The sequence below is a fragment of the Paenibacillus sp. FSL R5-0923 genome (assembly GCF_038009145.1).
GTDB lineage: Bacteria > Bacillota > Bacilli > Paenibacillales > Paenibacillaceae > Paenibacillus_AQ.
Window position 1 is genome coordinate 965400 of the sequence record NZ_JBBPAT010000002.1, and the last position, 25100, is coordinate 990499.

Annotated in this window: 23 protein-coding genes and 1 riboswitch; of the genes, 21 read left to right on the forward strand and 2 right to left on the reverse strand. The window is 44.9% G+C overall.

Features of this window, described 5'->3' with window-relative positions; all coding sequences use genetic code 11:
• Nucleotides 1-129 precede the first annotated feature (129 nt).
• From MKX35_RS29470 to MKX35_RS29480, 3 genes are all read left to right on the forward strand, one after another.
• The gene (locus MKX35_RS29470; protein WP_076298153.1) at nt 130-807 is read left to right on the forward strand and encodes a hypothetical protein; all 678 of its coding nucleotides are present in this window, start codon (nt 130-132) and stop codon (nt 805-807) included.
• A 470-nt stretch (nt 808-1277) separates the two neighbouring features.
• Nucleotides 1278-4109: a glycoside hydrolase family 3 protein gene (locus tag MKX35_RS29475; RefSeq protein ID WP_076298152.1), complete on the forward strand. Its 2832-nt coding sequence runs from the start codon at nt 1278-1280 to the stop codon at nt 4107-4109.
• 37 nt (nt 4110-4146) lie between these two features.
• Entirely contained in the window at nt 4147-4560 is a 414-nt protein-coding gene (locus tag MKX35_RS29480) for an HIT family protein (protein ID WP_076298151.1), read from the forward strand.
• 69 nt (nt 4561-4629) lie between these two features.
• Here MKX35_RS29480 and MKX35_RS29485 read toward each other — a convergent pair whose 3' ends face one another.
• Nucleotides 4630-4965 carry a hypothetical protein gene (locus tag MKX35_RS29485; RefSeq protein WP_076298150.1) on the reverse strand — a complete coding sequence of 112 codons (336 nt, stop codon included), beginning with the start codon at nt 4963-4965 and terminating at the stop codon, nt 4630-4632.
• 273 nt (nt 4966-5238) lie between these two features.
• Here MKX35_RS29485 and MKX35_RS29490 point away from each other — a divergent pair, with 273 nt between their 5' ends.
• From MKX35_RS29490 to MKX35_RS29505, 4 genes are all read left to right on the forward strand, one after another.
• A complete protein-coding gene (locus MKX35_RS29490) occupies nt 5239-9348 on the forward strand; it encodes an S-layer homology domain-containing protein (RefSeq protein ID WP_076298149.1) in 4110 nt (1369 codons plus the stop codon).
• Between the two features lie 121 nt (nt 9349-9469).
• Nucleotides 9470-9578, forward strand: a riboswitch (guanidine-I (ykkC/yxkD leader).
• Nucleotides 9579-9664: 86 nt separating this feature from the next.
• Nucleotides 9665-10009 carry a DMT family transporter gene (locus MKX35_RS29495; protein ID WP_042125357.1) on the forward strand — a complete coding sequence of 115 codons (345 nt, stop codon included), beginning with the start codon at nt 9665-9667 and terminating at the stop codon, nt 10007-10009.
• Nucleotides 10010-10324, forward strand: coding sequence for a DMT family transporter (locus tag MKX35_RS29500; protein ID WP_042125359.1), 315 nt, complete (start codon nt 10010-10012; stop codon nt 10322-10324). It begins immediately after the preceding gene.
• Nucleotides 10325-10458: 134 nt separating this feature from the next.
• Entirely contained in the window at nt 10459-11358 is a 900-nt protein-coding gene (locus MKX35_RS29505) for an aldo/keto reductase (protein ID WP_076298148.1), read from the forward strand.
• Nucleotides 11359-11437: 79 nt separating this feature from the next.
• Here MKX35_RS29505 and MKX35_RS29510 read toward each other — a convergent pair whose 3' ends face one another.
• Nucleotides 11438-12511, reverse strand: a complete 1074-nt coding sequence (locus MKX35_RS29510) for a M42 family metallopeptidase (RefSeq protein WP_076284321.1) — start codon at nt 12509-12511, stop codon at nt 11438-11440.
• A gap of 548 nt (nt 12512-13059) precedes the next feature.
• Between MKX35_RS29510 and spoVAC the strand changes: the two genes are divergently transcribed.
• The 14 genes from spoVAC to MKX35_RS29580 all read left to right on the forward strand — a co-directional run bounded on the left by spoVAC (nt 13060) and on the right by MKX35_RS29580 (nt 25008).
• Nucleotides 13060-13563 (forward strand): stage V sporulation protein AC, encoded by a 504-nt coding sequence (gene spoVAC, locus MKX35_RS29515; protein WP_076284320.1) that lies wholly within the window; start codon nt 13060-13062, stop codon nt 13561-13563.
• Nucleotides 13560-14591: a stage V sporulation protein AD gene (spoVAD, locus tag MKX35_RS29520; protein WP_076284319.1), complete on the forward strand. Its 1032-nt coding sequence runs from the start codon at nt 13560-13562 to the stop codon at nt 14589-14591. Before spoVAC ends, spoVAD begins: the two co-directional genes overlap by 4 nt.
• A gap of 2 nt (nt 14592-14593) precedes the next feature.
• Entirely contained in the window at nt 14594-14944 is a 351-nt protein-coding gene (gene spoVAE, locus MKX35_RS29525; protein ID WP_036675923.1) for a stage V sporulation protein AE, read from the forward strand.
• Nucleotides 14945-15135: 191 nt separating this feature from the next.
• Nucleotides 15136-16092: an AAA family ATPase gene (locus MKX35_RS29530; RefSeq protein WP_076284318.1), complete on the forward strand. Its 957-nt coding sequence runs from the start codon at nt 15136-15138 to the stop codon at nt 16090-16092.
• Nucleotide 16093: 1 nt separating this feature from the next.
• Entirely contained in the window at nt 16094-17338 is a 1245-nt protein-coding gene (locus MKX35_RS29535; protein ID WP_076298147.1) for a DUF58 domain-containing protein, read from the forward strand.
• 1 nt (nt 17339) lies between these two features.
• A complete protein-coding gene (locus MKX35_RS29540) occupies nt 17340-19577 on the forward strand; it encodes a DUF4129 domain-containing transglutaminase family protein (RefSeq protein ID WP_076298146.1) in 2238 nt (745 codons plus the stop codon).
• Nucleotides 19578-19665: 88 nt separating this feature from the next.
• Nucleotides 19666-20187, forward strand: a complete 522-nt coding sequence (locus tag MKX35_RS29545) for a YqeG family HAD IIIA-type phosphatase (RefSeq protein ID WP_042193454.1) — start codon at nt 19666-19668, stop codon at nt 20185-20187.
• Between the two features lie 2 nt (nt 20188-20189).
• The gene (yqeH, locus tag MKX35_RS29550; protein WP_042185965.1) at nt 20190-21317 is read left to right on the forward strand and encodes a ribosome biogenesis GTPase YqeH; all 1128 of its coding nucleotides are present in this window, start codon (nt 20190-20192) and stop codon (nt 21315-21317) included.
• Between the two features lie 16 nt (nt 21318-21333).
• Entirely contained in the window at nt 21334-22209 is an 876-nt protein-coding gene (gene aroE, locus MKX35_RS29555) for a shikimate dehydrogenase (protein ID WP_256716196.1), read from the forward strand.
• 57 nt (nt 22210-22266) lie between these two features.
• The gene (yhbY, locus tag MKX35_RS29560; protein ID WP_076284314.1) at nt 22267-22560 is read left to right on the forward strand and encodes a ribosome assembly RNA-binding protein YhbY; all 294 of its coding nucleotides are present in this window, start codon (nt 22267-22269) and stop codon (nt 22558-22560) included.
• Between the two features lie 34 nt (nt 22561-22594).
• On the forward strand, nt 22595-23197 hold the full coding sequence (locus MKX35_RS29565) for a nicotinate-nucleotide adenylyltransferase (RefSeq protein ID WP_076298145.1): 603 nt from the start codon (nt 22595-22597) through the stop codon (nt 23195-23197).
• Nucleotides 23169-23747 (forward strand): bis(5'-nucleosyl)-tetraphosphatase (symmetrical) YqeK, encoded by a 579-nt coding sequence (gene yqeK, locus MKX35_RS29570; protein ID WP_042185970.1) that lies wholly within the window; start codon nt 23169-23171, stop codon nt 23745-23747. Before MKX35_RS29565 ends, yqeK begins: the two co-directional genes overlap by 29 nt.
• Nucleotides 23744-24091 carry a ribosome silencing factor gene (rsfS, locus tag MKX35_RS29575; RefSeq protein WP_042185972.1) on the forward strand — a complete coding sequence of 116 codons (348 nt, stop codon included), beginning with the start codon at nt 23744-23746 and terminating at the stop codon, nt 24089-24091. Before yqeK ends, rsfS begins: the two co-directional genes overlap by 4 nt.
• Nucleotides 24088-25008 (forward strand): CvfB family protein, encoded by a 921-nt coding sequence (locus MKX35_RS29580; protein WP_042185974.1) that lies wholly within the window; start codon nt 24088-24090, stop codon nt 25006-25008. Before rsfS ends, MKX35_RS29580 begins: the two co-directional genes overlap by 4 nt.
• Nucleotides 25009-25100 lie beyond the last annotated feature (92 nt).

Below are 25100 nucleotides of genomic sequence, written 5' to 3' on the forward strand. Positions count from 1 at the left end.
AGCATTGAATGTAGAGTGTTTATTGACAGCATCAGAAAGCGAACACTATACTTTTGAGTAATAGGACGAAGCACGTCCCGTACCCATATTGGGTGCGGGATTTTTTTATGCCAAGAAGGAGGGTGACGTATGGGATTTACGGAGGAGCATCGTAAGTGGGTAGAGGATCATATTAGTAGAAGAACGGGAGAACGGCGGGGGAGATTGGAGCGTGGACATGGCCATGGTGAGCGGATGTTTTTGGAGAAGGTATGGTGGCCTATGATGGGGCATTTCAATGACCTTCATCCTGAATATGAAGTATTGGATTGGCGTAGCAAGCCCTACTTTGTTGATTTTGTGTGGAAGCCTGGCCAGGTTAAGTTTGCGTTTGAAGTTAAAGGCTACGGTCCACATGTGCAAAATACAGACCGAACACGCTACAGGCAGGAGCTGAATCGAGAGACCTATCTGCAAATCGCGGGTTATCGGGTAGTGGCGATTCCTTATGATGATCTGGATGCGAGTCCTGATCTTACGATTACTTTGCTTAGACCATTGCTGATGCCTTACCTCGCTGTGAAGATGGAGGAGCAGGGGGAGTTTAGCCGACTGGAGCGTGATATTTTGCGGATTGCGGTTCGCACGAATGAGTGCATTCGACCGGTTGATTTGGTGAGGGAGCTTGGGATTGATCTTAGGACGGCTAGAAAGTATATGAAGTCTCTCTCTGAAAAAGGAAGGTTCAATCCGGTAGTTTCCCAGGCAAGCGGTAGAGTTTGTCGTTATGAATATGTTCATTCTTTTAGTGATTTTCATATGTGGTGAATGAACGGTATAAATCCCGTAGAATGGTGTCGTGAGACGGAAAATGGGCAAAAGAACGGTATAAATCCCTTAGAATGGTGTCGTGAGACGGAAAATGGGCAAAAGAACGGTATAAGTCCCTTAGAATGGTGTCGTGAGACGGAAAATGGGCAAAAGAACGGTATAAATCCCTTAGAATGGTGTCGTGGGGCGGAAATTGAGCAAAAGAGGGGTAAACATACCCCAGATCAGCCCTCTCCAATCCACCTCGCACCGTTATCATCCGCATCTCACTTCACCAAGGGAGAAGGGCGAGCGATGCACCTCATAAATCTCTAATTTTGACCTGATTTTCACTTAGATTGTTTAGGTGTTACTTATCAAGCTAATCTTCTATGATTAAGTTGATAGACCAGATTTGTGTTAGACACAGACAACTACCTCGAGAACATATGAAACCGCTATCAACTTGAATCGAAGGAGCGATTATGATGGAAACAGTGACATCTAAATATCCATTTCAACAGATTGATTTACCCTTAAATGACCGAGTGCAGGATTTGATCTCCAGATTAACGCTTGATGAAAAAGTAAGTCTGATCCCTCAGTATCAAGCGGCTATAGAGCGTTTAGGCGTTGGAGCCTATAAGCATGGTACAGAAGCGGCGCACGGAATTTCCTGGCTTGGAAAAGCGACCTCTTTTCCTCAGCCAAGCGGACTGGCTTGTACTTGGAATCCAGAGCTAATGAAGGAAATCGGCTCGGCCATTGGAGATGAAGCAAGAGCATTTTACAAAAAGAATCCAACGGTGAATGGCCTGACGTTATGGGCACCAACGGTGGATATGGAGCGTGACCCACGATGGGGTAGAACGGAAGAAGCCTACGGTGAAGATCCAGAGTTAACTGGACAACTGAGCACATCACTTGTGCAAGGAATCCAAGGCGATCACCCGGTGTATTTGAAAGCGGTCGCAACGCTTAAACACTTCCTAGGGAACAACAACGAGATCGAACGCGGAAATTGTTCCGCCAGCATCGATCCGAGAAATATGCGTGAGTATTATCTGGAAGCATTCAAGCCTGCTTTTCAAGAAGGTGGCGCACAGTCTATGATGACCGCCTATAACTCGGTGAATGGCGTGCCTGTTATTCTTCATCCGGCAGTCATGGATGTTGTCAAAGGCGAATGGGACATGGACGGTTTTATCGTTAGTGATGCTGGTGATTTATTCGGGATTGTGAAGGATCATAAGTATTATGAATCTTTTGCACAGTCGATGGCGGAATCTATCAAAAACGGTATTGACAGCGTAACAGAAGAAACTGAAGAGACGATCAAGGTTCTTCATGAAGTACTAGACCAAGGCCTACTGGCAGAGGAAGATCTGGATCGTGCACTAACTAACACATTTAGAGTTCGTTTCCGTCTGGGAGAGTTTGATCCCGCTGAAGGTAATCCATACACAGCAATCGACGATTCCGTAATTCTTAGTAAAAAACATGCCGCACTTTCCTTGGAAGCTGCCAAACAATCCATTGTGCTGCTGAAGAATGATCAGGCAACATTGCCACTGAGCAAGACTGAATTAAACAAAGTGGCGATTATTGGTCCACTTGGCGATGAAGCTTTCAGAGACTGGTATTCCGGCACATTACCTTATGGAGTGACTCCACTGCAGGGTGTTAGTAAGAAACTGCATGGTAAACAAGTTACTTTTGAGAGCGGCGCAGATCAAATCATTCTTACCTCAGCTGCAAACGGCCAAGCCATTGGAATTACGGGGGAGGACGGAAGACTGGCTGTACAACATGACATAGCAGAGCACGGAGAATTGTTCCAACATACCGCTTGGGGCTGGACTAGCAATACTCTGAAGGCGACAAGTCGTGGACAGTATGTAACTTTAAGCGAAGCGGAGACACTTACAGCATCTGCTGATGAAATCTACGGGTGGTTTGTAAAAGAATCCTTGAACATCGTCCCGGAAGCTGAGGGTAAAGTCTCTTTGCGGACTTGGAATGACAAATTGATCTCTGTGAATGCTGAGGATGGCACGCTGCAGGTTGCTGATCAGGCCGCAAGTGCGGACGCTCGTCTTTTCAAAAAGAACATCGTTACAAACGGACTGGACGCTGCGGTAGAAGCAGCCAAAGCAGCTGAGGTAGCAGTGGTTTTTGTCGGTAATCATCCACTACTTAACGGAAAAGAAGAAATTGACAGACCTGATATTGTACTTCCGGAAGAGCAGGAATGTTTGGTCAAAGCAGTCTATGAAGCGAATCCGAATACAGTGGTAGTTATTGTCGGCAGTTATCCGATTTCTTCCACTTGGATTGACGAGAATATCCCGGCAGTTTTGTATACATCCCACAGTGGACAAGAGCTTGGCAATGCGGTTGCAGAAGTGTTGTTCGGAGATTACAGTCCTTCTGGCAAGCTGAATATGACTTGGTTCCGTTCTGTGGAGCAGCTGCCTGAGCTGATGGATTATGATATTATCAAAGGTAAAAGAACCTATATGTACTTTGACGGTAAGCCATTGTATCCTTTTGGTCACGGCCTAAGTTATGCTGAAGTGAATTACAAGAATCTAAATTTGAGCACAAAGGAACTGCAGCAAGACGATACGCTTAACATTTCCGTTCAAGTGGATAATATTGGGGCAGTCGATGGGGACGAGGTTGTTCAGTTATATGTGCAAGCTTTGAATTCCCGGGTCAAACGTCCGATTAAACAGCTGAAGGGCTTTGAAAAAGTGAGCATCGCCGCAGGTCAATCGAATACTATAGAGTTTGCATTACCAGTTACAGAGTTAGCATTCTGGGATGTTACACGCGAACAATATTGCGTCGAAAATGGAGAATACGCAATTCTGATCGGCCGTTCTTCTGCTGATATTAAATTATCTTCAGTAGTAACGGTGAAAGGGGACATCATTCCTTCCCGTAATTTATATAACAACACCAAAGCAGAGAACTATGATGACTACGAAGGCGTATATCTGGACGAATGCAAAGCAGGCGGGGCTTCGGTACATCCGGTAAAAGAGGGCGCTTGGATCGCTTTTAATGACGTATTGTTCGATCATGGAGCAGTAGCAATTGAAGCTCTGGTCTCCTCTGCAAAAGGTGGCAGCATTGAGATCAGAACCGGAAGCGCAGCTGGGAAACTGGTTGGAACCGTGAACATCCCTTCTGGTGGAGTTCTGCAACAGTGGAGCACATTGAAAGGCGAAGTATCCGTGGAGACGGGTACTAGCGATGTTTATGTAGTTTTTAACGGTGAGGTGCTTCTCAGCCGGTTTCAATTTAATCAATAATAGAGATGACCTTTGATTATGGGATGGAGTGTGCTATATGGAGTGTTTGGGGTGTCGGATTGCTAACGGAATTGAGCCTAACGTAAAAGTAGTATATGAGAATGAATTTATTACTTGTGTGCTAGATATCGCTCCGTTTAACGAAGGACATCTCCTGATCCTTCCTAAAAAGCATTATTGGGATCTCGAAGAAATCGATTCAGAGACTTCCTATGCGATAATGGACGGGGCGAAGAGGTTGTCAGTTGTTCTGAAGACTTTGTTCGAACCAGATGGTATAAGCATTTGCCAAAATGGAGGGAAGTTTAACGACCTGACCCATTACCATATGCACCTCATCCCTAGATACGAAGGAGACGGATTTGTTTGGAGTGAACCACTACACCCGCACGGTGCTGAGAATTTTTTAAGTCACACGCAAGCAAAGATTATTGGTGTTTTAAAAAAGTAACAATCATAAAAAGGGCATTCCTGAAGCAATATCAGGGATGCCCTTTTCCTTTTGTTATAGAGTAACGCTCTAATCACATCCGCCACCGCCACCAGCATCTCCGCCACCGAAATCTCCCCCGCTGCTGTGCCCGCTATCCCCGCCCCAGCTATGACCGTTGTCATGTCCAGAATGGTGATGGGAGTCGCTCCCGTGATGGTGTTGATGGTGATGTTGGTGATTAGAATGATTCGGGTTATTTGGATCCCGCAGATCTGGATGGCTAGCTGCCATAAAAGACATGCTGGCGGCGTCATCTCGTCTATTTCTCTCAAATCTGTTACTGTTCGAGTTTGAACCATTACGAACTATGGACTGTATGATTATAAATACAACGACTCCAATAAACAGTATCCCAAAGACCATTAGATCGCCCTCCTAGTTGTTCATTATAAGCTGTATTCTCTTAAATTGTACCATAATATTGAATAAATGGATTGTGAAAAAGAATATAAGCGGCTAGCTGTTTTGAACAGAAACTTGGTTTCTTTGCAGTTCAATCCTTGAACACGAATTGTGCTGTCTATGTGTAGCGTTGTGTCGAGAGGGCAGTAGCTTTAAATCCAAGTAGAAAATATTGGTATTCTATAGTATGATCAAAATTGCTAGAATTACAAAAAAATACAAGGGGCGCCGCACATGAAAAAGGGGAAGAATTATTTCATTTTACTTTTATTATTTATTTTACTGTTTAACTCACTGGGGGTTGGGGTTCCCACAGCCAGTGCAGATTCCTCAGCGGTGCCTTTAGAACTTTCGCTTCCGGCTAATTTGACAGACTGGGTAATGGATGAAGAAGCTGGCTATATTTATGCCATCTCCAGCGCGGACAATAATCTTTATTTTATTCGGCTTAGTGATCTTAAGATTGAGAAGACGCTCAATGTGGGCTCGAACCCGTCTTATCTTGCAAGGGATGGGCAATCTCTGCAGATCGCGCTTTCCGGAGCGACGATGATCAAGACAGTAGACCTGTCCACTCAACAAATCTCGAACACGATAATCACAACTGGAATCCCCAACTCAGTCGCTGCTACTTCCAAATATCTTTTCTATGGTACTAGTAATGGGGTTTATAAATATGACAAGTCCAATCAGACGAACAGTCTATTATTCCGAAACTTTTTATATAACGGTGTGGCTCTGGCAGTTGATGAGTCCTCCAATATGCTGTTTGTCGGTGAAATATCCTCGTATGCCGGAATAACGGCTGTAGATATTAAGACCGGTGCCGTGCTGAGCCAGGATATTGACGACGATATGGAGATTGGAGGAAATTCCATATCGCTTCAGCATATTTTTGTGGATGATCAATCCGTATATTTTGGTGGGCATCAGTTCAATAAAAGGAATTTGCTAGAGACCACGGGTACCTACTCGAGAACGAATGGCGATTACACCTATCTCGAAGCTGTTATATTGGATGTATCAGATACATATGTTCTTACTACGCAAGGGGTATACGATAAGGAGACCTATACTCCATTGGCGTTATTCCCTTCCGACAAAAGATTTGCTTTGCTCGACTCGAACGGTCAAGCTTATCTGGCAGGTGAATCGAACTGGTTCGATAATGCCAAAAGTATTACCCGAATTGGACTTACCATCCCGTCTAGACCCACTTCGCTGTTAACGACAGATGCTTATTCCATTCGAAGCAATCAAGCGATTACGGATTGGACTACTACGGATAATTCTCCTTATATCTATGCTATTATGGCAAGCACTAATGAGCTTGTCACTATCAGTAAGGCAGATATGAGAGATGTAAAGAAGATGTTCATTGGTTCCAACCCGAGTAAGATCAAAATACTTAATAATAAGCTCTATATCCTCTTTAAAGGTGAAAACAATATCAATATTATGGATCTGCAAAATGGTATTCCATCAGATGCTGCTGTCAGCAAAATTACCACTAAGCACTATCCGCTTGATGTCTATCCTGATAACAATAATCGAATTTTATATTACGGCGGGACATTTGGAGGCGGTATCAGTGTAACCTCGGCAGTCTATACCTCGGTTACAGATACGGTATATGAAAAGGAAACTGGGATCAATCGCTCCAGCACCTATTTGCTTCTCCCGGATCAACATATTTTGTATGGTGGAGATACCTTCTCCCTCTATAAATACAACTCTGATAATTTTGATGTGATAGAGAGAAAAGACGTACAAAGTGGTTCTTATGATGCAAAGCTCTTTCTCGATGAAGGTAGTCTGTACTTTGGGAACCGTAGAATGGATGCGAATCAAACGTCTACCCTGTACGGGACCTATGCGGAGCAAATTATTTACGCGCGCGGCAGCCTCGTATTCAGTAACAGCGCCGTCTACGACAGAGACAGCTTTACCAAACTGTATGATTTGTTAATGTTCAACCAGCACACATATGTTGATGCGGATCATACTATTTTTGTATCCGATGCAGGTAGGTTATATAAATTTAATAACCTTCAAGAGATGCAGGCGATAATGAATGAGGGGCGTCAGCCTTCTAATGCCATCTTCGTGGACGAAAACTTGACACTTGGCGCGATTGACGGTTATTTATCTTTTGAATCTCCTGCTAACCAAGATGGTATTACGAATTATACAGCCTATTATCTTGATCAGAATGGAAATAAACTTAAGCAGATTGGTATCTATAAGAAGACAGAATTATCGACAGATTCACTCCTTGTTTATGAAATATCCCATTCGACTCTGCCCGCAGGAGCGGTAAGTATTGGGGTATATCCGGTTGTTCGTTTTGTAGATTATGGAAGTGAAAGAACACTTGATGTTCATACAACGGCTCCAATCTATGATGCGCCGAGTTATCTGCCTGTGGACTTTTCAGTCACAGATACGAATCCGGACATCAATAAATTTTCGGGTACAGTGACATGGAAATCTGGAATCGCTGAATTACCAGGTGTCCGCTATTCCTTATACTTTATCAATGAAGAAGGTGAGCTTGGAGATGCCATCGCAGTAGTAAATGGTGGGCAAAAGAGTTACTCCCTTACTATTTCTGAAAGAAATGTGCCGGTGGAAGCTTTAGCAATCGGTATTTTCATGGAAAATGATGATTTCATATCACCATTCTATAGCAGATCAATTCTTGAAGATAAAGTCACACCAGATATCTTGGTATCGTCCATTACTATACACAAATACCAGGTGCAAGCGGATAATATCGTTGTGAATAACCTGGTCGCCGGAGATATTGTTCGTGTTTACAATGAGCGACTAACCCGTTTACTTGGTTACGGGGTCGTTGATCCAAACAAAACCGCAATTACGATTACTATAAGTAACGTTGGAAATCCGGGGGAGAAACTCCTTATAACCCGGCAATCAGCCAAGAAAATTGAAAGTATGGGGACTTTAGTCGTTGTACCTCCTATTACAAATGATAGCGGCGGCAATGGAACCGGCGGCGGTGGAACTGGTGGTGGCGGAGCTGGCGGCGGTGGAGCTGGTGGTGGCGGAACTGGTGGTGGCGGAACTGGTGGCGGTGGCAGCACGGGTGCTGTCCCTAATGACAGTGCCAAGGTAGTAACCACAATCAAAGAAAACACAGATGGAACCAAGTCATCTATGACAGAAGTGGCAACAGCGTTTATTTCGAAGACAATAAATGATCCTGAATTCAAGAAAAATCCAGTAATCATTATCAAGGCTGATGAAAAAACGCCAACTCAAAGCAGTCAATTTCAGATAGATTTAAGTTTATTAACAAGTATTAATAATAACTCTAAGGATGCTGTACTTATTCTGGAATCATCATCGGGCAAGATTCAGCTCCCTGTAAATTCCTTGTTCTTGGCAGTTTCCGGGAACAGTGGTTCGGGGCAGAGTGTTATCATTACGATTGCGCAAGCAGCAAGTGACTACAAGGCCAAATTGACTACTCAACTGAGTGGCTCTACCAGTGTTACGCTGGGAGGACCTGTGGAGTATGAAGTTAAATTGATTGGAAGTGGTCAGGATCGTATTCTTTCCAATTTCTCAAGTTATGTCGGTCATGTGATGAATTTTAACGTAGCCCAAGATGCTAACGCTGTTTATACTGGCCTGACCTATGATTCGGTCACACAGACTTACGTTCCGGTTCCGACCATCTGGGAATGGAAGGATGGAGTTTTGCAGGTCACAATCAAACGTAAAGGGAACTCTGTATATACTGTAGTTCAAAACCATACACAATTTAATGATCTGAATAACAGCAATCCGTTTAAAAACAGTATCTTAGCCTTAGCGAACCGAAGCGTGATCAATGGCTATTCTGATGGAAGTTTTAAGGCGGAATCTGTTGTCACGCGTGCTGAGTTTGCCACCATGCTAAATCGTGCTTTAGGTATTTTACCGAAGCTGGAGGCTTCTAGAAGTTTTAAGGATGTTAAGGAAGGTGCTTGGTATGTATCGCAGGTCAATGCTGCCATCGATGCTGGTCTGATAAACGGTTTTACAGATGGAACATTCCGTCCGAATCAAGAAATTACGCATCAAGAGATGATTGTTATGCTTGTCAACGCCTTGAAATATGGCGAAATGAACACAACTATTAATAAAACCTCTTCGACAGCACTTCCTATTAAGTTGCCGGATTGGGTAAAACCTTATTATGTTATTGCCTTGGATAATGGAATTCTGCCGACGGACGGTCCGTTCCAATTCCAGTTGGGTAAAAAAACTGAGCGCCAAGAGAGTGCAATGCTATTGTTCCAATTGATGAAGATCCTTAAACTTACAAACGCTTAGTAAGATGCAGGGGAATTGTGGATCGACTGGTTCACGCCTATTTCAGAATTGTTGTCAAACTTTTATTTAGAAAAGGTTGATTTTATCACCCCGATTTGCTACCATACGATGTAACTTAATAGTTATTGTTTTCTAGGGTTCCGCAGCTGGTGCACAGCTGGTCTGGTCCGAGGGAAAACGCACGAACAGCATCGTTCGTGTCTACACGGAGGGATAAAAGCCCGGGAGGTATCGTTATAAATGACGATGACCTTCCGGGCTTATTTGTTTGTTTCGTGGGCAATTATAAAGTTAGTGAATTGAAGGAGGGCTTGGAATGAAGAACAATTCAGAGTGGTTAAAGGTAGTTGGTGCAGCTGTTTTCGAGGTCATGTGGGTCATCGGCTTAAAACATGCCTCCACGATGTGGGAGTGGCTGATAACTGTGGTAGCTATAATAATAAGCTTCTATGTGATGATTTCAGCGAGTACCAAATTGCCGGTCGGCACGGTATATTCCGTGTTTGTTGGTCTAGGAACTGCAGGTACAGTAGTTGCAGACATGGTTTTATTCGGAGAACCGTTCAAGTTGATGAAGCTGGTTCTAGTGGTTATTTTGCTGGCAGGCGTTATAGGATTGAAAATGGTGACCAAAGAAGCCGAAGTAAAGGGGGAGTCTTAAATGGCATGGGTATTTCTGGTCGTTGCTGGTTTATTTGAAATGTTTGGAGTAGCTATGATTAATAGGTTGAATAAACACCGGAATTTCCTGTCGTTCGCGCTGCTCTTTCTTGGTTTCGGAGCAAGCTTTCTGTTCCTGTCTTTAGCTATGAAGAGTCTGCCGATGGGAACAGCTTATGCTGTATGGACGGGGATAGGCGCATCCGGCGGAGCGATTCTGGGGATGATATTGTATGGAGAGGCCAAAGACTGGCGCCGGATAGTCTGTATTATTATGATTCTGGGGGCCGCTGTGGGACTAAAGCTGATAGCTTAGTTAGGTATTCATTCTTTACTTTTTCTCTTCAAAAGAGAGATTAGTTATAAATTGGACACGATTCAGATGTTTAGAAAGGTTCTTATAGGTCGTATAAAGTAAGTATACAATACTTCAATAAGGGGATTTTTAATATGACTAAGGATTCAATCGAACATTTGGCTGAAATCGCAAGAATGAACCAATCTAACCGCATGCTGCTTCCAGATGGAACGTCACTTCCCAGAATTGGGCAGGGAACTTGGAATATGGGTGACGACAATTCCCGTAGGGAGGAAGAGATTGCTGCCCTGCGATTAGGCGTGGAGCTAGGCATGGATTTAATAGATACGGCTGAGATGTATGGGGACGGACGCTCGGAGCTTTTAGTAGGTGAGGCTATTCAAGGTATTCGGGATCAAGTTTTCTTGGTGTCAAAAGTCTATCCACATAATGCCGGGAATGAGCACCTTATCCGCAGCTGTGAAGAAAGCTTGAAACGCTTGAATACGGATCATCTGGATCTTTATTTGCTGCATTGGCGGGGAGATATTCCACTAGAAGAGACTGTTGTCGGTATGGAGAAACTAGTCTCACAAGGAAAAATAGCAAGATGGGGTGTATCCAATTTCGATGTCGACGATATGAAAGAACTGCTTGGTATTGCTGGAGGAACTCATTGTGCAACCAATCAGATTCTATATCATTTAGGGTCCAGAGGAATTGAAACTGAACTGCTGCCATGGCAGAGAAGTCACAAGATCCCGGTAATGGCTTACTCACCGCTTGCTCAAGCTGGTTCACTCCGAAAAGGCGTAATCGAGAGTGAAGTCGTTCAGGAAATCGCCAGTGCACATCAGGCAACTCCGCTTCAGATTATGTTAGCTTGGACGATGCGTGAAGAGGATGTTATTTCTATCCCAAAAGCTTCTTCTCGTAAGCACGTCATTGAGAATGCTGCTGCAGGCTTGATTACGCTAAGTAACGATGAAATTTGGAAGCTGGACGAAGCTTTCCCAATACCTTCTTGGAAAGTACCGCTAGATATGATTTAAATCCGTTCTATTCACATAAAGAGAAGCCCTCAATCACTGTAAAAGTGTTTGAGGGCTTCTTCTTTCATTTCTTATACGATTAGCTGTTCTCAATAATTGTCTGTAGTGTAGTCCGGTCAAGGCCTTCTACTAGCTTGATCAGAAGCTCTTTAGCAGCATCGTAGTCATCACTGTGAATCACTGATGAAGCGGTGTGTATGTAGCGGGAGCATATTCCGATGACTGCGGAAGGAACGCCAATTCCACTAACATGAACCTGACCTGCATCTGTTCCGCCTTGGGATACAAAATACTGATATTTGATCCGGTGGGTATCCGCTGTATCTTGTACATATTCAATCAGACCGCGATGTGTAACCATCGTAGGATCAAAAATACGTAAGAGAGCTCCTTTGCCCAGATGGCCAAATGCCTGACTGTCACCAGTCATATCGGCAGCAGCGCTCGCGTCCAGACCGAAGAAGATGTCTGGTGACAGGAGATTAGCCGCAGTACGCGCACCCCGAAGACCTACTTCCTCTTGTACAGTGGCACCAGCGAAAACGGTATTCGGCAGCTTTTTACCGTGCAATGCTTTAACTAGTTCAATGGCGAGACCTACGCCGTAACGGTTGTCCCAAGCTTTCGCCAAGATTTTTTTGGGATTAGCAAGGGGAGTAAAAGGACAAATCGGCAGAACTTGTTGGCCTGGTCTAACGCCAAAGCTTTCTGCTTCTTCACGGCTGTCTGCACCGATATCAATATACATTTTGCTGATTTCGCCAGTCTTACCACGTTCTTCGTTGCTTAGCAAATGGATCGGCGTACTGCCAACAACTCCGGTCAGCGTTCCTTTAGGTGTAATGATATGTAGGCGCTGGGATGCAACAGCAGAGGGAAGCCAGCCGCCAAGTGGTTGAAAACGGATCATACCGGTGTTAGTAATTCCAGTTACCATGAAACCTACTTCGTCAAAATGCCCAGCGACCATAATCTTTGGCCCGTTCTCTTCGCCGCGCAGTACGCCGAACAAACTACCGAGACGATCCTGTACGAACTCTTCAGTATAAGGAGTCATAGCATCCTTGACGTAAGCGCGGAGTTCGCGCTCAAATCCTGGGGCTGAGGGAAATTCGGTAAGTGTTTTGAACATGTCCAATGTTTCTTGATTCATATGAATTCACTCCTTTATTAAAATATAAGAACTCATTTATACATCATTCTTATATTTCTACGAGAAACGGATGTTATCCATAATGGACCACATCGTTATTTCTTCCTGCAACCTAGTATGAACATTTTGGGCTCACTTGTCCATGACAAGAGACAATGAACACCGGGCACGAGCTCCACGAATACTATGCATTAGAGGCTTTGGTGGCAGGAGCCTTAGAAAGGATGCGAAGACGAATGAGGGTTGCGGGCAGCGTACCCAAAAGAAGGGTGCAGGGAGGATTGTCAAGTAGGAGCCTACAAGTAAACGGAACGCGCAGACGATACTGGCGCCACAATCCAAGGGAAAGAGAAGCAGTACTTATTTTTGTTCTCTTCTTACTGTTGATTGTTGTGTTACTGTATTTTTCCTGAACTGGAGGGACATAACGAAGCGGAGGATGGCAAACAATAAGGAAAACTTCTAAGCGAAGAACAACTTAAGGGGCTTAAAAGTGAGTACTATGATGCTTGTCAGCCCCCTTCGCCTAACTTTCAGGAGGTGCCTCAATGCCGGCGAAAACTAAGAAATCGGGTGTCAAGCTGAAGCTTGACACCCTGACTCCACAAGATTACGAGAAATTGTCCAAGCCCTTTGTTCCTGCCAGGCCCGTATTCAAAAACTGCATACGAGCGTTTATTGCTGGCGGCATAATCTGTGTTATTGGACAAGGTGTTCAGGAGGCTTTTATGGCAATTTTCGATATGAGCTCCAAGGAAGCCGCCAGTCCGACAGTCGCGGTGATGATCCTACTCTCTGTAATTCTGACCAGCTTTGGCGTGTACGACAAAATGGCTCAATGGGCTGGTGCAGGAACTGCAGTCCCAGTGACCGGGTTCGCAAACAGTATGTGCTCTGCAGCTCTAGAGCACCGCGCTGAGGGCCTTGTACTTGGTGTAGGCGGCAATATGTTTAAGCTTGCAGGTTCGGTTATCGTATTTGGTGCCGTAGCTGCTTTCATTATTGGTATCGTCTATCTCTTTTTGGGCGTAGACGGGGGTGCACATACATGAAACAGCTTGGTAGTCAGACCTGGGAGTTCACGAACCGTCCCGTTATTTTGGGTTCTTCCGCTGTAGTAGGGCCAGAAGAGGGAGAAGGTCCTTTAGCTTCAGACTTTGATTTTATATTTGATTCGCTGGAAATGGACGAGAAGACATGGGAGAAGGCTGAGCGTGCTCTTTTCGAGAAAGCCTCCCTGCTGGCTCTGATTAATGCAAATATCGATAAAGAAAAGCTGGAGTTTTTTGTCGGCGGAGATTTGATGAACCAGATTATCAGCAGCTCCTTCGCGGCAAGAAAATTAGGTGTGCCTTATCTCGGAGTCTTTGGTGCTTGCTCTACTTCTATGGAGAGCCTTGCGATTGCCTCAATGATCGTTGATTCTGGAGGCGGTAAGTATGCGCTAGCGGGAACATCAAGTCATAACTGTACGGTGGAGAAGCAGTTTCGTTATCCAACGGAATATGGTTCGCAGAAACCCCCAACGGCGCAATATACAGTTACAGGTTCGGGTTGTGCTGTAGTGGGTCAGAATGACGGTTCGGGTAACTATCCAGTCGTGGTTTCGGCCACGCTTGGACGTATTATGGATCTTGGTTTGACAGATCCTTTTAATATGGGGACGGCTATGGCACCTGCGGCGGCGGATACCATTACTGCGCATTTTCGGGATACAGGTCTATCGCCCGGGCACTATGATTTAATTGTTACCGGCGACCTGGCATCCGTAGGGTTACCTATAGCCAAGACCCTATTGGCTAAAGAAGGAATTCCTATGGAGCAAACAACCTTTGACGATTGTGGTTTGCTTATCTACGACTTGGAGAAACAGAAATATGTGATTGCTGGAGGAAGCGGCTGCGGGTGCTCAGCGGTTGTAACCTATGGTCATATCCTTAAGCGGTTAAAAAAAGGTGAACTTAAACGGGTGCTTATAGTGGCAACGGGTGCACTTTTATCACCTTTGTCTTATCAGCAGGGAGAGAGTATTCCATGTGTTGCTCATGCCGTAGCCATAGAGAGTGGAGGTGAAGCATAATGATGATTTACTTATGGGCTTTTCTGATTGGAGGAGCCATTTGCGTTATAGGGCAGCTGATGTTCGATGTATTGAAGCTGACACCTGCACATACGATGAGTACCTTAGTTGTAGCCGGAGCGATTGCTGATGCTTTTGGTATCTACGACCCGCTTGTGAAATTTGCGGGTGCTGGTGCAACCATTCCGATCACAAGTTTTGGGAACTCCTTGGTTCACGGGGCATTAACGGAGCTGGAGCGGGATGGCTGGATCGGTGTAGTTACGGGTATTTTTGATATTACAAGTGCCGGCATCTCGTCAGCTATTGTGTTCTCCTTTTTGGCAGCTTTAGTTGTACGGCCGAAGGGGTAAAGTTGATGCTATATGAAAAGGTTGTCGTCAGAAAAAGACGGCAATCTTTTTTTGTTATTTTTAAATTGTAGGATGTTTCATCTTATGGTTTTTTTTGTATCCTCACTTCGTGATCTTCAACAATGTACTTTGGGTCCTCTAATCATGTAAAATATAAATAATACTGCTTATTCTGGCTAGGAGGATTATATATGCCCGTACGTCAAGAATCGATGCACACCATGAATGCTGTACGCACTAATTTGGAATCCTGCATACTTGGAAAATCATTTGAAATACAATTATTGTTAACCGCTCTGCTTGCTGGTGGTCATGTATTGATCGAGGATGTACCGGGAACAGGAAAAACCCAGCTAATTCGCGCACTATCAAGATCAATGTCCGGTGAATATCGCCGTATTCAGTGTAATCCAGATATACTTCCGAGTGATATTACAGGTGTTTCTGTCTATCATCCTAGGGATGAGATGTTTCATTTCCGGCCTGGTCCGGTGATGACGAATATTTTACTAGCCGATGAAATTAACCGTGCTACTACGAAGACACAATCTGCACTTCTGGAAGTGATGGAGGAACGAAACGTTACCGTAGATGGAGAGACGTATCCACTTCCTCATCCTTTCATGTTATGCGCTACCCAGAATCCGATAGACTTTGAGGGAACCTATACACTGCCTGAAGCCCAATTAGATCGATTCATGCTGAGAATTAGCCTTGGATATCCTGATGCAGCGACGGAGAAAAATTTATTGCTGAGCCATCAGGAAGGCCAACCGGTGGACAGGCTTTCGCCCGTAACAAGCATGGAACAAATTGCAGGGATTCAGGAAGAAATTCGCGACATCTTCATGAGTGATCCTGTGCTGAATTACTTGTTAGATATTGTGCGGCAGACAAGAGAACATCCACTTGTAATGCTGGGTGCAAGTCCACGTGCCTCACTATCCTTTATGATGGCTTGTAAAGCTTATGCCTTTTTGCAAGGACGAGATTACGTTCTGCCTGATGACGTGAAGATCCTTACTCCATTTGCCTTGGGTCATCGAATATTGCTGCGTCCAGAGTCGCGCCTAGATAATATTAGCGTAGAATCTTTGCTTCAAAAGCTTCTGCAGAGCATTCATGTGCCTGTTACGATGAGGCAATGATATGAGACGTTATTTGTCGTCGGTGGCAGCCATCATTCAGCCCTCTAAGCTTGCAAGCATCCTTGTAATTTGGAGTATTACACTCTTATATGTACTTTTTCAGGGCGGGAAAACAGCATTTATGTTGTTTATCATGGTCTCTGTACTTATTGCATATTTGATTGCTGGAGGTTTAGGAGGCGTTCGGCGAGCGAAGGGCACTCGCAGTCTTTATTCTGAACAAGACAAGGGAGATTTGCTCTCTGCTGGAGGGCATCTTCGTGTAAAACTAAAGGTTACAATCCCCGGGATTTTGCCCTTGCCTTACGTTGTTGTAAGGGAAGTTCTTAAGCGGCATAATGGAGAATCGTGGGTATTTGAAGAAAGTGTGATCCCAAGCCTCAGAGGCATTGGGGAACTAAAGTTTCAGACACCAGCCTTAGAGCGTGGAACATACACATTCGCTAATACGGATATTATCAGCCAAGATATATTTGGGCTTGTCGAGCATAAGGGAACATTTTTATCGGAAGGACAATTTCAGGTTTTGCCTCGTGCGATCTACGTTCCGCGCTGGCAGTTATATGAGAGAAAATCTCGGCTATCTGGACCGCAGACATCCGTTGTTCAATCTCGGCGTGAAACCACACAGATTAATGGCGTCCGTGACTATGTATATGGTGATCGCTTGACGCGAATTCACTGGAACGCTACTGCTAAGACAGGCTCTTGGAAATCCAAAGAGTTTGAGCATGAGTCGATTCCCAAAACCATTATAGTCCTTGATGGAAGCACATCAGCTTATATGAATACGAATCAATTCGAACTAGCAGTTTCGGTGACGGCATCATTACTCGGCTTCGGCATTCGGGAGAGAATTGGAATTGGACTGTGTTGTTTGGATAAGACGACGAAGGTGTTCGCACCAGTTGAAGGTGCTGCTGAGCGTCAGAAGATGATTCAATATTTAATCGATCTAAACGCTGAGGGACGCGGTCCGCTTATCTCCCGATTGGAAAAAGGATACCGTATGTTTCCTAAAGGCTCTTACTTCGTGTTAATTAGTCCACAGCGTGGACAGCCAGTACTTGATGCACTACGTTGGGCTGACAGCAGAGGAATGACTGCTTCTCATATTCATGTGCGAAATTCGGCAGAGGTAAATAGAGGTAACGATTGGATAGACGTCCTTAGATCTCGTGGAATAACCGGTTATGGTATTAGCTCGCTTCAAGAGCTTCCCTCAGTGTTAGGAGGGGAAGGATGATATGAGAACCTGGTGGAATCAGATAAAATTCTCCTGGCACCGTTCCGTCGGCCTATTTTGGCTATTGATTATTGCACAGCAGTGGATTTCTTATACGGAACCCATCTGGTTAAATCAAACCACTGCTTCTGTATGGGCTGCCCTATTAACGATCACCGTCATTGAGATTTTTATCCCTGTTAAAGTTCAATTCAGACTGATTATGGAAGCAGTAGCTATTATCTATATCGTTTATCGCATCATTTCTAATTACGGAATTTATGTTCCTGATCCATGGGCTACAACCCTTGTGGATAAGCTCCAAGATATTAGTGTGTATATGGTGCCGTATATCTGGTTTGCTCTTGGTGCCTCTGCCTTGCTGTTGCTGTCGTCTTGGTGGGTATCCTCTAAGAAGCGTATCTTATGGTTTATAGGAATGAACATTGTAGCGCTGGCTGCGCTTGATTCCTTTACATCTATTGTATTGTGGCAGGAAGTGGCTTGGACGGTATTTGCGGGTATGGGATGGCTTGTCAGCCAGCACCTGAGAAGTTTTCAGCTACATTATCCGCGTGGATGGGTACATTTGCTGGAATATCCCTCGAAAATAGTCATGAATATCGCAATCGTCTTCTCTCTGGTTATTTTAATCGGTGTGAATATGCCGGATGTAAGGCCTACTTTGACGGATCCTTATACAGCGTGGCAAGAGTGGAATGGAATTGGGAAATCTTCTGGTAAGAGCACAACTGGAACAACGAATTCCAATACGGGCTCAGGTTCCTCTGTTAACAATACTTCGTCTGGCTATAGTCTCAATGATGACAACCTGGGCGGGGGCTTTAACTTCGATTATACCCCGGTGATGACAGTGGTTTCAGATTTGCGTGTTTATATGCGAGGAGAAACACGCAGAATCTATTCTGGAAGTGGATGGTCGGATAAGGATCGATTGAAGCGAGGACCTATAGAAGAGGTGGAGACGGGGAAATCCTTGGAGCAAAGTGTGGCTTCTAAGGTCACTACCCGCACACTGAAACAGACGGTTAAAGTGCTTAACAATAATGAATTTCCGGTGTTATTCGGTGCTTATTCTGTAACTTCGGTGGATTCATTAAATGGTGAGGCAGCCGGGAAAGGTCTTTTCTGGAGAGACCGTGATAGTGAGCTTCTATGGGATATGGATAAGAAGAAACTAGACTATCCTTCGACCTTCGAGCTGACTTCTGAAGTTCCCGTCATTCCTGTTCAGGAATTGACAGCAAAGACCTATGAGGAGCTATACAAAGGTAATGATCTGGAGGAAAGCTTCCTTCAGCTGCCTGATGACTTCCCTCAACGGGTTAAAGATCTAGCCGAGGAAATTACAGCCCAAGGAACAACTCCGTATGAAAAAACAGCACTTTTGCAACAATACTTACAACAAACCTTTCCATATACCAACAAGCCGGATATAACACGTGTTTCAAGTGAGGATTTTGTAGATGGATTTTTGTTCGAGCTGAAGGAAGGTTACTGTGATTATTATTCTACGGCACTAGTCACTATGGCACGTTCCCTAAACATCCCTGCAAGATGGGTTAAGGGTTATGCACCTGGAGAACAGCCAGAAATGCCTATGAATCTGGCGCAGCAGGTGGGTGCGGCAAATAATAATTACACGATTACCAATGCAGATGCCCATTCCTGGGCTGAGGTCTATTTTGGTGAGTATGGTTGGATTCCTGTTGAAGCTACACCGGGATTTAATGCTCCTCTCCTGACTAAGAATGAGCAAATACCTGAGACAGACCCGGAAGATCAAGATGAAATGGCAGAACCAACACCTGCACCTGTGACTAATGCACAAGCAGATCAAGGCTTCCATGTGGGTTTATGGGTGATTTTGGCGGCAGTGGTTGTATTATTATCCTGGACTATTTTTAAAGTTTGGCATATTCGCTTTAAGCTTCGCTTCTTCGTTCAACAGATGCGAATGGGCCGACCTTTAACGCCTGATCAGAAAGTTGTGGCTGAAACTGAGCGTTGGGTAAGGTATTTGCATCGTAAGGGAATGATGAAGGAAGAGCATGAAACATTGCGTGAAGCCGTAGTCCGCTGGAGTCAGGAACGACCTGCTGTGGCCAATCATCTTTCTTCACTGCTAACGATGTTTGAACAAGCGAAGTATAGCCCTGATGTTATTGAAGACAAAGACTGGCAGAGCGTGTATACTGAAGCTTTGCGGCTGCGGAGAACGATAAGATCCAAGAAATAGCGTTTATGCAGTAAATCATTGCTATAGATTTATTTGCGTAGCGCATGGAGTATGTTATAGTTTTTTGTATGAAATCGAGGTGAACGTATTGTTTGAAATGTTAGTTCCCAAACTCCGGGTGAATACGGTATTCGATATTTCTCTAGAAGAGCTGTATCGGCAGGGATACCGTGGAATCATTACGGATCTGGATAACACACTGGTCGGTGCCAAAGCGCCTGTGGCTACTCCGGAGCTGTTGTTATGGTTTGAGAAGGTGAAGGAAGTGGGCTTTAAGCTCATCATCGTATCCAATAACAACATGGAACGGGTGTCACGCTTTGCTACACCGCTTAATATTGAATTTGTGCATCAGGCTCGTAAACCGAGTAATGCTCCTTTTCTCAAAGCGATGAAGCAGATGGAGTTGCCACCGGAGCAGACGATTGTGGTGGGAGACCAAATGCTTACAGATGTATACGGCGGCAATCGGCTTGGCCTGTATACCGTATTGGTGCTGCCAATCTCCGTTAAGGATGAAGGGTTCGGCACAAGATTTAATCGTCGGGTAGAGCGAGTTGCTCTGACACGGCTTCGTAAAAAAGGATTGTGGCACGAGGAGGAAAAATAGTAATGAACGAACAAAGTGAAACACAGCGTACTGAGAAGTGTAGCGGTTGTGGTATCAAGCTTCAGACGGAGCATAAGGATCAACCAGGATACCTTCCGGAAGTCGCACTAGATCGGGACCCTGTGATTTGCCAACGCTGTTTCCGGATTAAGAATTATAACGAGGCTTCATCTGTTTCTGTGAACCAGGATGAATTTCTTCGCTTGCTGAGTGGAGTAGGGGAGAAGAATGCACTTGTTATTCATATTGTTGACATTTTCGATTTTGAAGGCAGTTTGATTTCCGGCCTTCAGCGGTTTGTCGGTAATAACCCAGTTATTCTTGCAGTGAATAAATGTGATCTGCTGCCTAAGGTTACGAACTGGAATAAACTGCGTAACTGGATGCAACAACGCTGTAAAGAAGAAGGATTGCGGACAGCTGAAATCGTACTTTGTAGTGCGAAACGTAATCAAGGCTTTGACCGTTTACTGGAAGCAGTAACAGAACTGCGTGGTGGGCGTGATGTTTATGTAGTGGGTGCTACGAATGTAGGGAAATCCACGCTTATCAACCGTTTGATTTCGGACTATAGTGATTTGGAGCAGGAGTTAACCACCTCGCGTTACCCTGGTACAACACTCGATACGGTCAAAATCCCGCTAGATGATGGCCACTATATTATAGATACGCCAGGGATCGTGTATCCATGGCGTTATAGTGAACTAGTTGAGCGTCAGGATCTGGATGCAGTTATGCCGGCCAATCCGTTGAAGCCTGCTGTCTATCAGTTGAATGAAGGACAGACGCTATTCTTCGGTGGACTGGGACGTTTTGATTTCGTGCAAGGTCCGCATCAATCGTTCACTTGCTTTATTAGTGGTACTTTAAAAATCCATCGCACCAAACTGGAACGTGCAGATTCCCTTTATGCGGACCATCGTGGTGAGATGTTGTCTCCTCCAGGAAGTGACCGGATGGACAAGCTGCCACCATGGCAACGGCATGAGTTCCGAATTAATAAAGGCAGTCGGAGCGATCTATATATTTCAGGTTTGGGCTGGATTAAGGTCAACGGGACAGAAGGCGCAGTCGTGGCTATCCACGTTCCGCGTGGTGTGAAGGTGCTTACCCGCCCTTCGATGATCTAACGGGGAGGCTATTACAGTGTCTTTGATAACTGCAACCGAGGGCTACAATACCGGGAATATTTTACTGGGCGTAATGGGAGATCCTATTATTCAATCCAAATCTCCTATTATGCATGAAGCAGCACTGCAAGCACTGGGAATTCCGGGTGCTTACGTGCCGCTTCATATCCTTCCAGAGAATCTGGAGGATGCGGTGCAAGCGATTCGCACGCTTGGATTCCGTGGCGTAAATGTGACGATTCCGCATAAGGTTGCGGTGATGGCTTATGTGGATCTATTAGATGAAAGTGCGGTAGCCGTTGGTGCAGTCAATACGATTGTTAATAATAACGGGGTACTCACTGGATATAATACGGATGGAATCGGTTATGTACGTTCGCTTAAAGCGGAAGCTATTTCTGATTTGTCAGGTACGAAGATTATGGTGATTGGAGCCGGTGGAGCAGCTAGAGGAATTGTTGCCGCACTGCTTCAGGAGAAGCCTTCTTCTATCCTTATCGCTAATCGCAGTGTTGATAAGGCACAGGACTTGGCTGCAGAGTGCCAGAGCAAAGGGAATGTGGTCGGGATTAGCATGAACGAAGTAGCGGAAATGCTAGATGGCGTTGATGTACTGATCAATACAACCTCCGTGGGAATGTATCCTCATATGGATGAGACACCTATAGATCCTGAACTGCTTCGTGCAGGGATGGTCGTAAGTGATCTGATTTATAATCCACTGCGCACGCGTCTATTGTTAGAAGGACTTGAACGAGGCTGTAAGATTCATGGAGGCCTCGGGATGTTTGTCTATCAGGGGGCTTATGCATTGGAGTATTGGACAGGGCAGCCTGCTCCTACGGAAACCATGCGACAGACCATACTCCATTGTCTGGGTGGAAAAGAGTAAGAAATGGATTCATCAATTTAGGGTAATAATATATGTTAATTAAGGAGTTATTCATTTATGTTAACTGGTAAACAAACACGGTATCTTCGTTCATTGGCGCATCACCTAGATCCTATTTTTCAAGTGGGCAAAGGTGGAGTAAACGATCACCTCGTACGCCACATTGAAGAAGCTATTGAGAAGCGTGAACTTATGAAGATTAGTATACTGAGCAACAATATTGAGAATCCCAAGGAAATCGGTGCGCAACTTGCCGAACAATCGGGTTCTGAGCTTGTACAAGTGATCGGAAAGACAATTGTCTTGTACAAAGAATCGCGTGATAACAAAACCATTGAGCTGCCCCGCTAATACCTGAAAGCATACTACCAAGGAGGTCGTCCTCTTGAAAGTTGGAATTATGGGAGGTACCTTTGATCCTCTTCATATTGGTCATATGATGGCAGCGGAAGCAGCTAGAGAAACTTATGGACTTCAAGAAGTATGGTTTATGCCTTCACATATTCCGCCTCATAAACATGAGGCAGGGGTATCTGGAGCAGATCGGCTGGCAATGGTGCAGGAAGCGATACACAATCATGAAGCTTTTCGCACATTAGATTGGGAAGTTGTCAGAGGTGGCGTTTCCTATACGTTTGAGACCATAAGACGGCTGCAAGAGGCGTATCCGCATTTCGATCTTTATTTCATCATCGGAGCGGATATGGTCCAGTATTTACCGAAATGGAACGAGATTGAAGAGCTTGTGCAGCGGCTTACATTTATCGGCGTAGGTCGTCCGGGAACACCTCTTGATCTAGATGCATTGCCAACTTATATAGCAGAAAAGGTACTGCTAGCAGATATGCCTCTGGTTGATATTTCGTCAACGATGTTAAGAGAACGGGCTGCAACTGGAAAATCCATTCGTTATATGGTACCTGAGGCAGTGTTCGAATATGTTCAAAGGAGTGGATTGTATGGCATACAGCCGCGAAGCTCTGATTGAGGCGGTCTCGACACAAATGCCTGCAAAGCGCTGGAAGCATACACTGGGCGTCATGGAGTCATCCATTCAACTAGCTGAGCAATATGGCGCTGATCCTGAGCGTGCGGAGACAGCAGCAATTCTGCATGATGTGGCCAAGTATTGGCCTGTGGAGAGAATGAAGGAGATTATCGAGCAGAATCATCTGAACTTGAATCTTCTGAAGCATGACAAGCAGCTGTGGCATTCAGAAGTAGGTGCCTTTGTAGCAGAGCAAGATTATGGGATCACAGATCCAGATATTCTTAATGCGATCCGTTTTCACACCTCAGGTCGTGAAGACATGAGTTTACTTGAGAAAATTGTCTGTCTCGCCGACTATATCGAGCCAGGCCGCGATTTTCCAGGCGTTGATAAGATACGTAAGCTGGCTAAAGTAAGTTTGGAAGAAGGACTAGTCGCTGGATTTGATTCTACGATTAGTTTGCTACTGGAAAAACGCCGAGTGATCTTTCCGTTAACGGTACTGGCGCGTAATGATTTAGTTAGAATATTGGAGGATAAAATATGAGTGTACAACCAAGCAAGCTGTTAGAACTGGCCCTTAAGGCTGTGGAAGATAAAAAAGCAATGAACGTAGTGGCATTAGATCTGCGTACTGTTTCACCGATTAGTGATTACTTTGTTGTATGTCACGGTAATTCGGATACCCAAGTTCAGTCCATCGCCACCGAAGTCCGCAAAGTGGTCCATGAAGCAGGCGGAGTAATTAAGGGGATCGAAGGAATGGATTCAGCACGCTGGGTGCTGATGGATCTTGGAGATGTTATTGTTCATATTTTCCACCGCGATGAACGTGAATACTACAATATTGAGCGTCTGTGGTCGGATGCGAAGGTAGTGGAGACTGTATGAGCCTGATTGCAGGAACTACAGTTACACTTAATGTAGTAAGAGAGGTATCCCCATACGGATTTTTCCTGAATGCAGGAGATCAGGATGTTATGCTGCATTATACTGAGCTTACCGAGAAGGTTAAGACAGGCGATAAAGTTGAAGTCTTTATCTTCTTCGATACCGAGGACCGCCTAGCGGCAACGATGAAGAAACCGTTTCTGACATTGGGCGAAATGGCCTTATTGGAAGTGGCTGATATCCATCCGCGTCTAGGTTGCTTCTTGGAAATGGGTCTCGGACGGCAGCTGCTGCTGCCCATTCGTGAGCTTCCAGAGCTTCCAGAGTTGCGCCCTCAGATCGGCGACTATGTGTATGCGATTATGGAGCATGATAAACAGGGGCGCCTTCGTGCTAAATTAGCTGGAGAACAGGAACTAGCTCCGCTAGCTCTTCCTGCGCCTGAATCCTGGATGGGACAGACTGTGACAGCCCGGGTGTACAAACCGCTGCAGATGGGGACTTTTGTTCTTGTAGATGCTGGGGTTTTAGGCTTTGGTATTATCGGTATGGTCCACTCTTCTGAACGGAGTCGTCTACTACGTCTTGGGGAGCAGTTTGAAGCACGTGTCTCCCATATCCGCGAGGATGGACGTGTTAACCTTTCTATGGGTCTCCGTAAAGAAGTAGGCATGGATGTAGACTCTGCCACGATTTTGGAATTCTTGCATGCCCGTCCGGGTGGAGCGATGCCTTATTCGGATGCTACACCACCGGATATTATCAAGCAGCGTTTCGGAATTAGCAAATCAGCCTTTAAGCGTGCGCTTGGAAAGCTGATGAAGGAAGGCCATATTACCCAAAAAGAGAATTGGACGTATCTTGCTCCTAAGGAAGAGGAAGGTTCAACCGAGGGAAATGAAGAAACAACCGAATAATTTGAAATATAAGAGATCTTGTGGGGACGCCTAGAGCGTTTATGCTTGATGGGTCAATAATAGAATCATATTAAATGTTGTAATAGAAAGCG

What these genes read in the sequence shown, in the direction of transcription:
- MKX35_RS29470 (WP_076298153.1), top strand. Translation starts at nt 130, where the DNA reads ATGGGATTTACGGAGGAGCATCGTAAGTGGGTAGAGGATCATATTAGT.
- MKX35_RS29475 (WP_076298152.1), top strand. Translation starts at nt 1,278, where the DNA reads ATGGAAACAGTGACATCTAAATATCCATTTCAACAGATTGATTTACCC.
- MKX35_RS29480 (WP_076298151.1), top strand. Translation starts at nt 4,147, where the DNA reads ATGGAGTGTTTGGGGTGTCGGATTGCTAACGGAATTGAGCCTAACGTA.
- MKX35_RS29485 (WP_076298150.1), bottom strand. Translation starts at nt 4,965, where the DNA reads ATGGTCTTTGGGATACTGTTTATTGGAGTCGTTGTATTTATAATCATA.
- MKX35_RS29490 (WP_076298149.1), top strand. Translation starts at nt 5,239, where the DNA reads ATGAAAAAGGGGAAGAATTATTTCATTTTACTTTTATTATTTATTTTA.
- MKX35_RS29495 (WP_042125357.1), top strand. Translation starts at nt 9,665, where the DNA reads ATGAAGAACAATTCAGAGTGGTTAAAGGTAGTTGGTGCAGCTGTTTTC.
- MKX35_RS29500 (WP_042125359.1), top strand. Translation starts at nt 10,010, where the DNA reads ATGGCATGGGTATTTCTGGTCGTTGCTGGTTTATTTGAAATGTTTGGA.
- MKX35_RS29505 (WP_076298148.1), top strand. Translation starts at nt 10,459, where the DNA reads ATGACTAAGGATTCAATCGAACATTTGGCTGAAATCGCAAGAATGAAC.
- MKX35_RS29510 (WP_076284321.1), bottom strand. Translation starts at nt 12,511, where the DNA reads ATGAATCAAGAAACATTGGACATGTTCAAAACACTTACCGAATTTCCC.
- spoVAC (WP_076284320.1), top strand. Translation starts at nt 13,060, where the DNA reads ATGCCGGCGAAAACTAAGAAATCGGGTGTCAAGCTGAAGCTTGACACC.
- spoVAD (WP_076284319.1), top strand. Translation starts at nt 13,560, where the DNA reads ATGAAACAGCTTGGTAGTCAGACCTGGGAGTTCACGAACCGTCCCGTT.
- spoVAE (WP_036675923.1), top strand. Translation starts at nt 14,594, where the DNA reads ATGATTTACTTATGGGCTTTTCTGATTGGAGGAGCCATTTGCGTTATA.
- MKX35_RS29530 (WP_076284318.1), top strand. Translation starts at nt 15,136, where the DNA reads ATGCCCGTACGTCAAGAATCGATGCACACCATGAATGCTGTACGCACT.
- MKX35_RS29535 (WP_076298147.1), top strand. Translation starts at nt 16,094, where the DNA reads ATGAGACGTTATTTGTCGTCGGTGGCAGCCATCATTCAGCCCTCTAAG.
- MKX35_RS29540 (WP_076298146.1), top strand. Translation starts at nt 17,340, where the DNA reads ATGAGAACCTGGTGGAATCAGATAAAATTCTCCTGGCACCGTTCCGTC.
- yqeH (WP_042185965.1), top strand. Translation starts at nt 20,190, where the DNA reads ATGAACGAACAAAGTGAAACACAGCGTACTGAGAAGTGTAGCGGTTGT.
- yhbY (WP_076284314.1), top strand. Translation starts at nt 22,267, where the DNA reads ATGTTAACTGGTAAACAAACACGGTATCTTCGTTCATTGGCGCATCAC.
- yqeK (WP_042185970.1), top strand. Translation starts at nt 23,169, where the DNA reads ATGGCATACAGCCGCGAAGCTCTGATTGAGGCGGTCTCGACACAAATG.
- rsfS (WP_042185972.1), top strand. Translation starts at nt 23,744, where the DNA reads ATGAGTGTACAACCAAGCAAGCTGTTAGAACTGGCCCTTAAGGCTGTG.
- MKX35_RS29580 (WP_042185974.1), top strand. Translation starts at nt 24,088, where the DNA reads ATGAGCCTGATTGCAGGAACTACAGTTACACTTAATGTAGTAAGAGAG.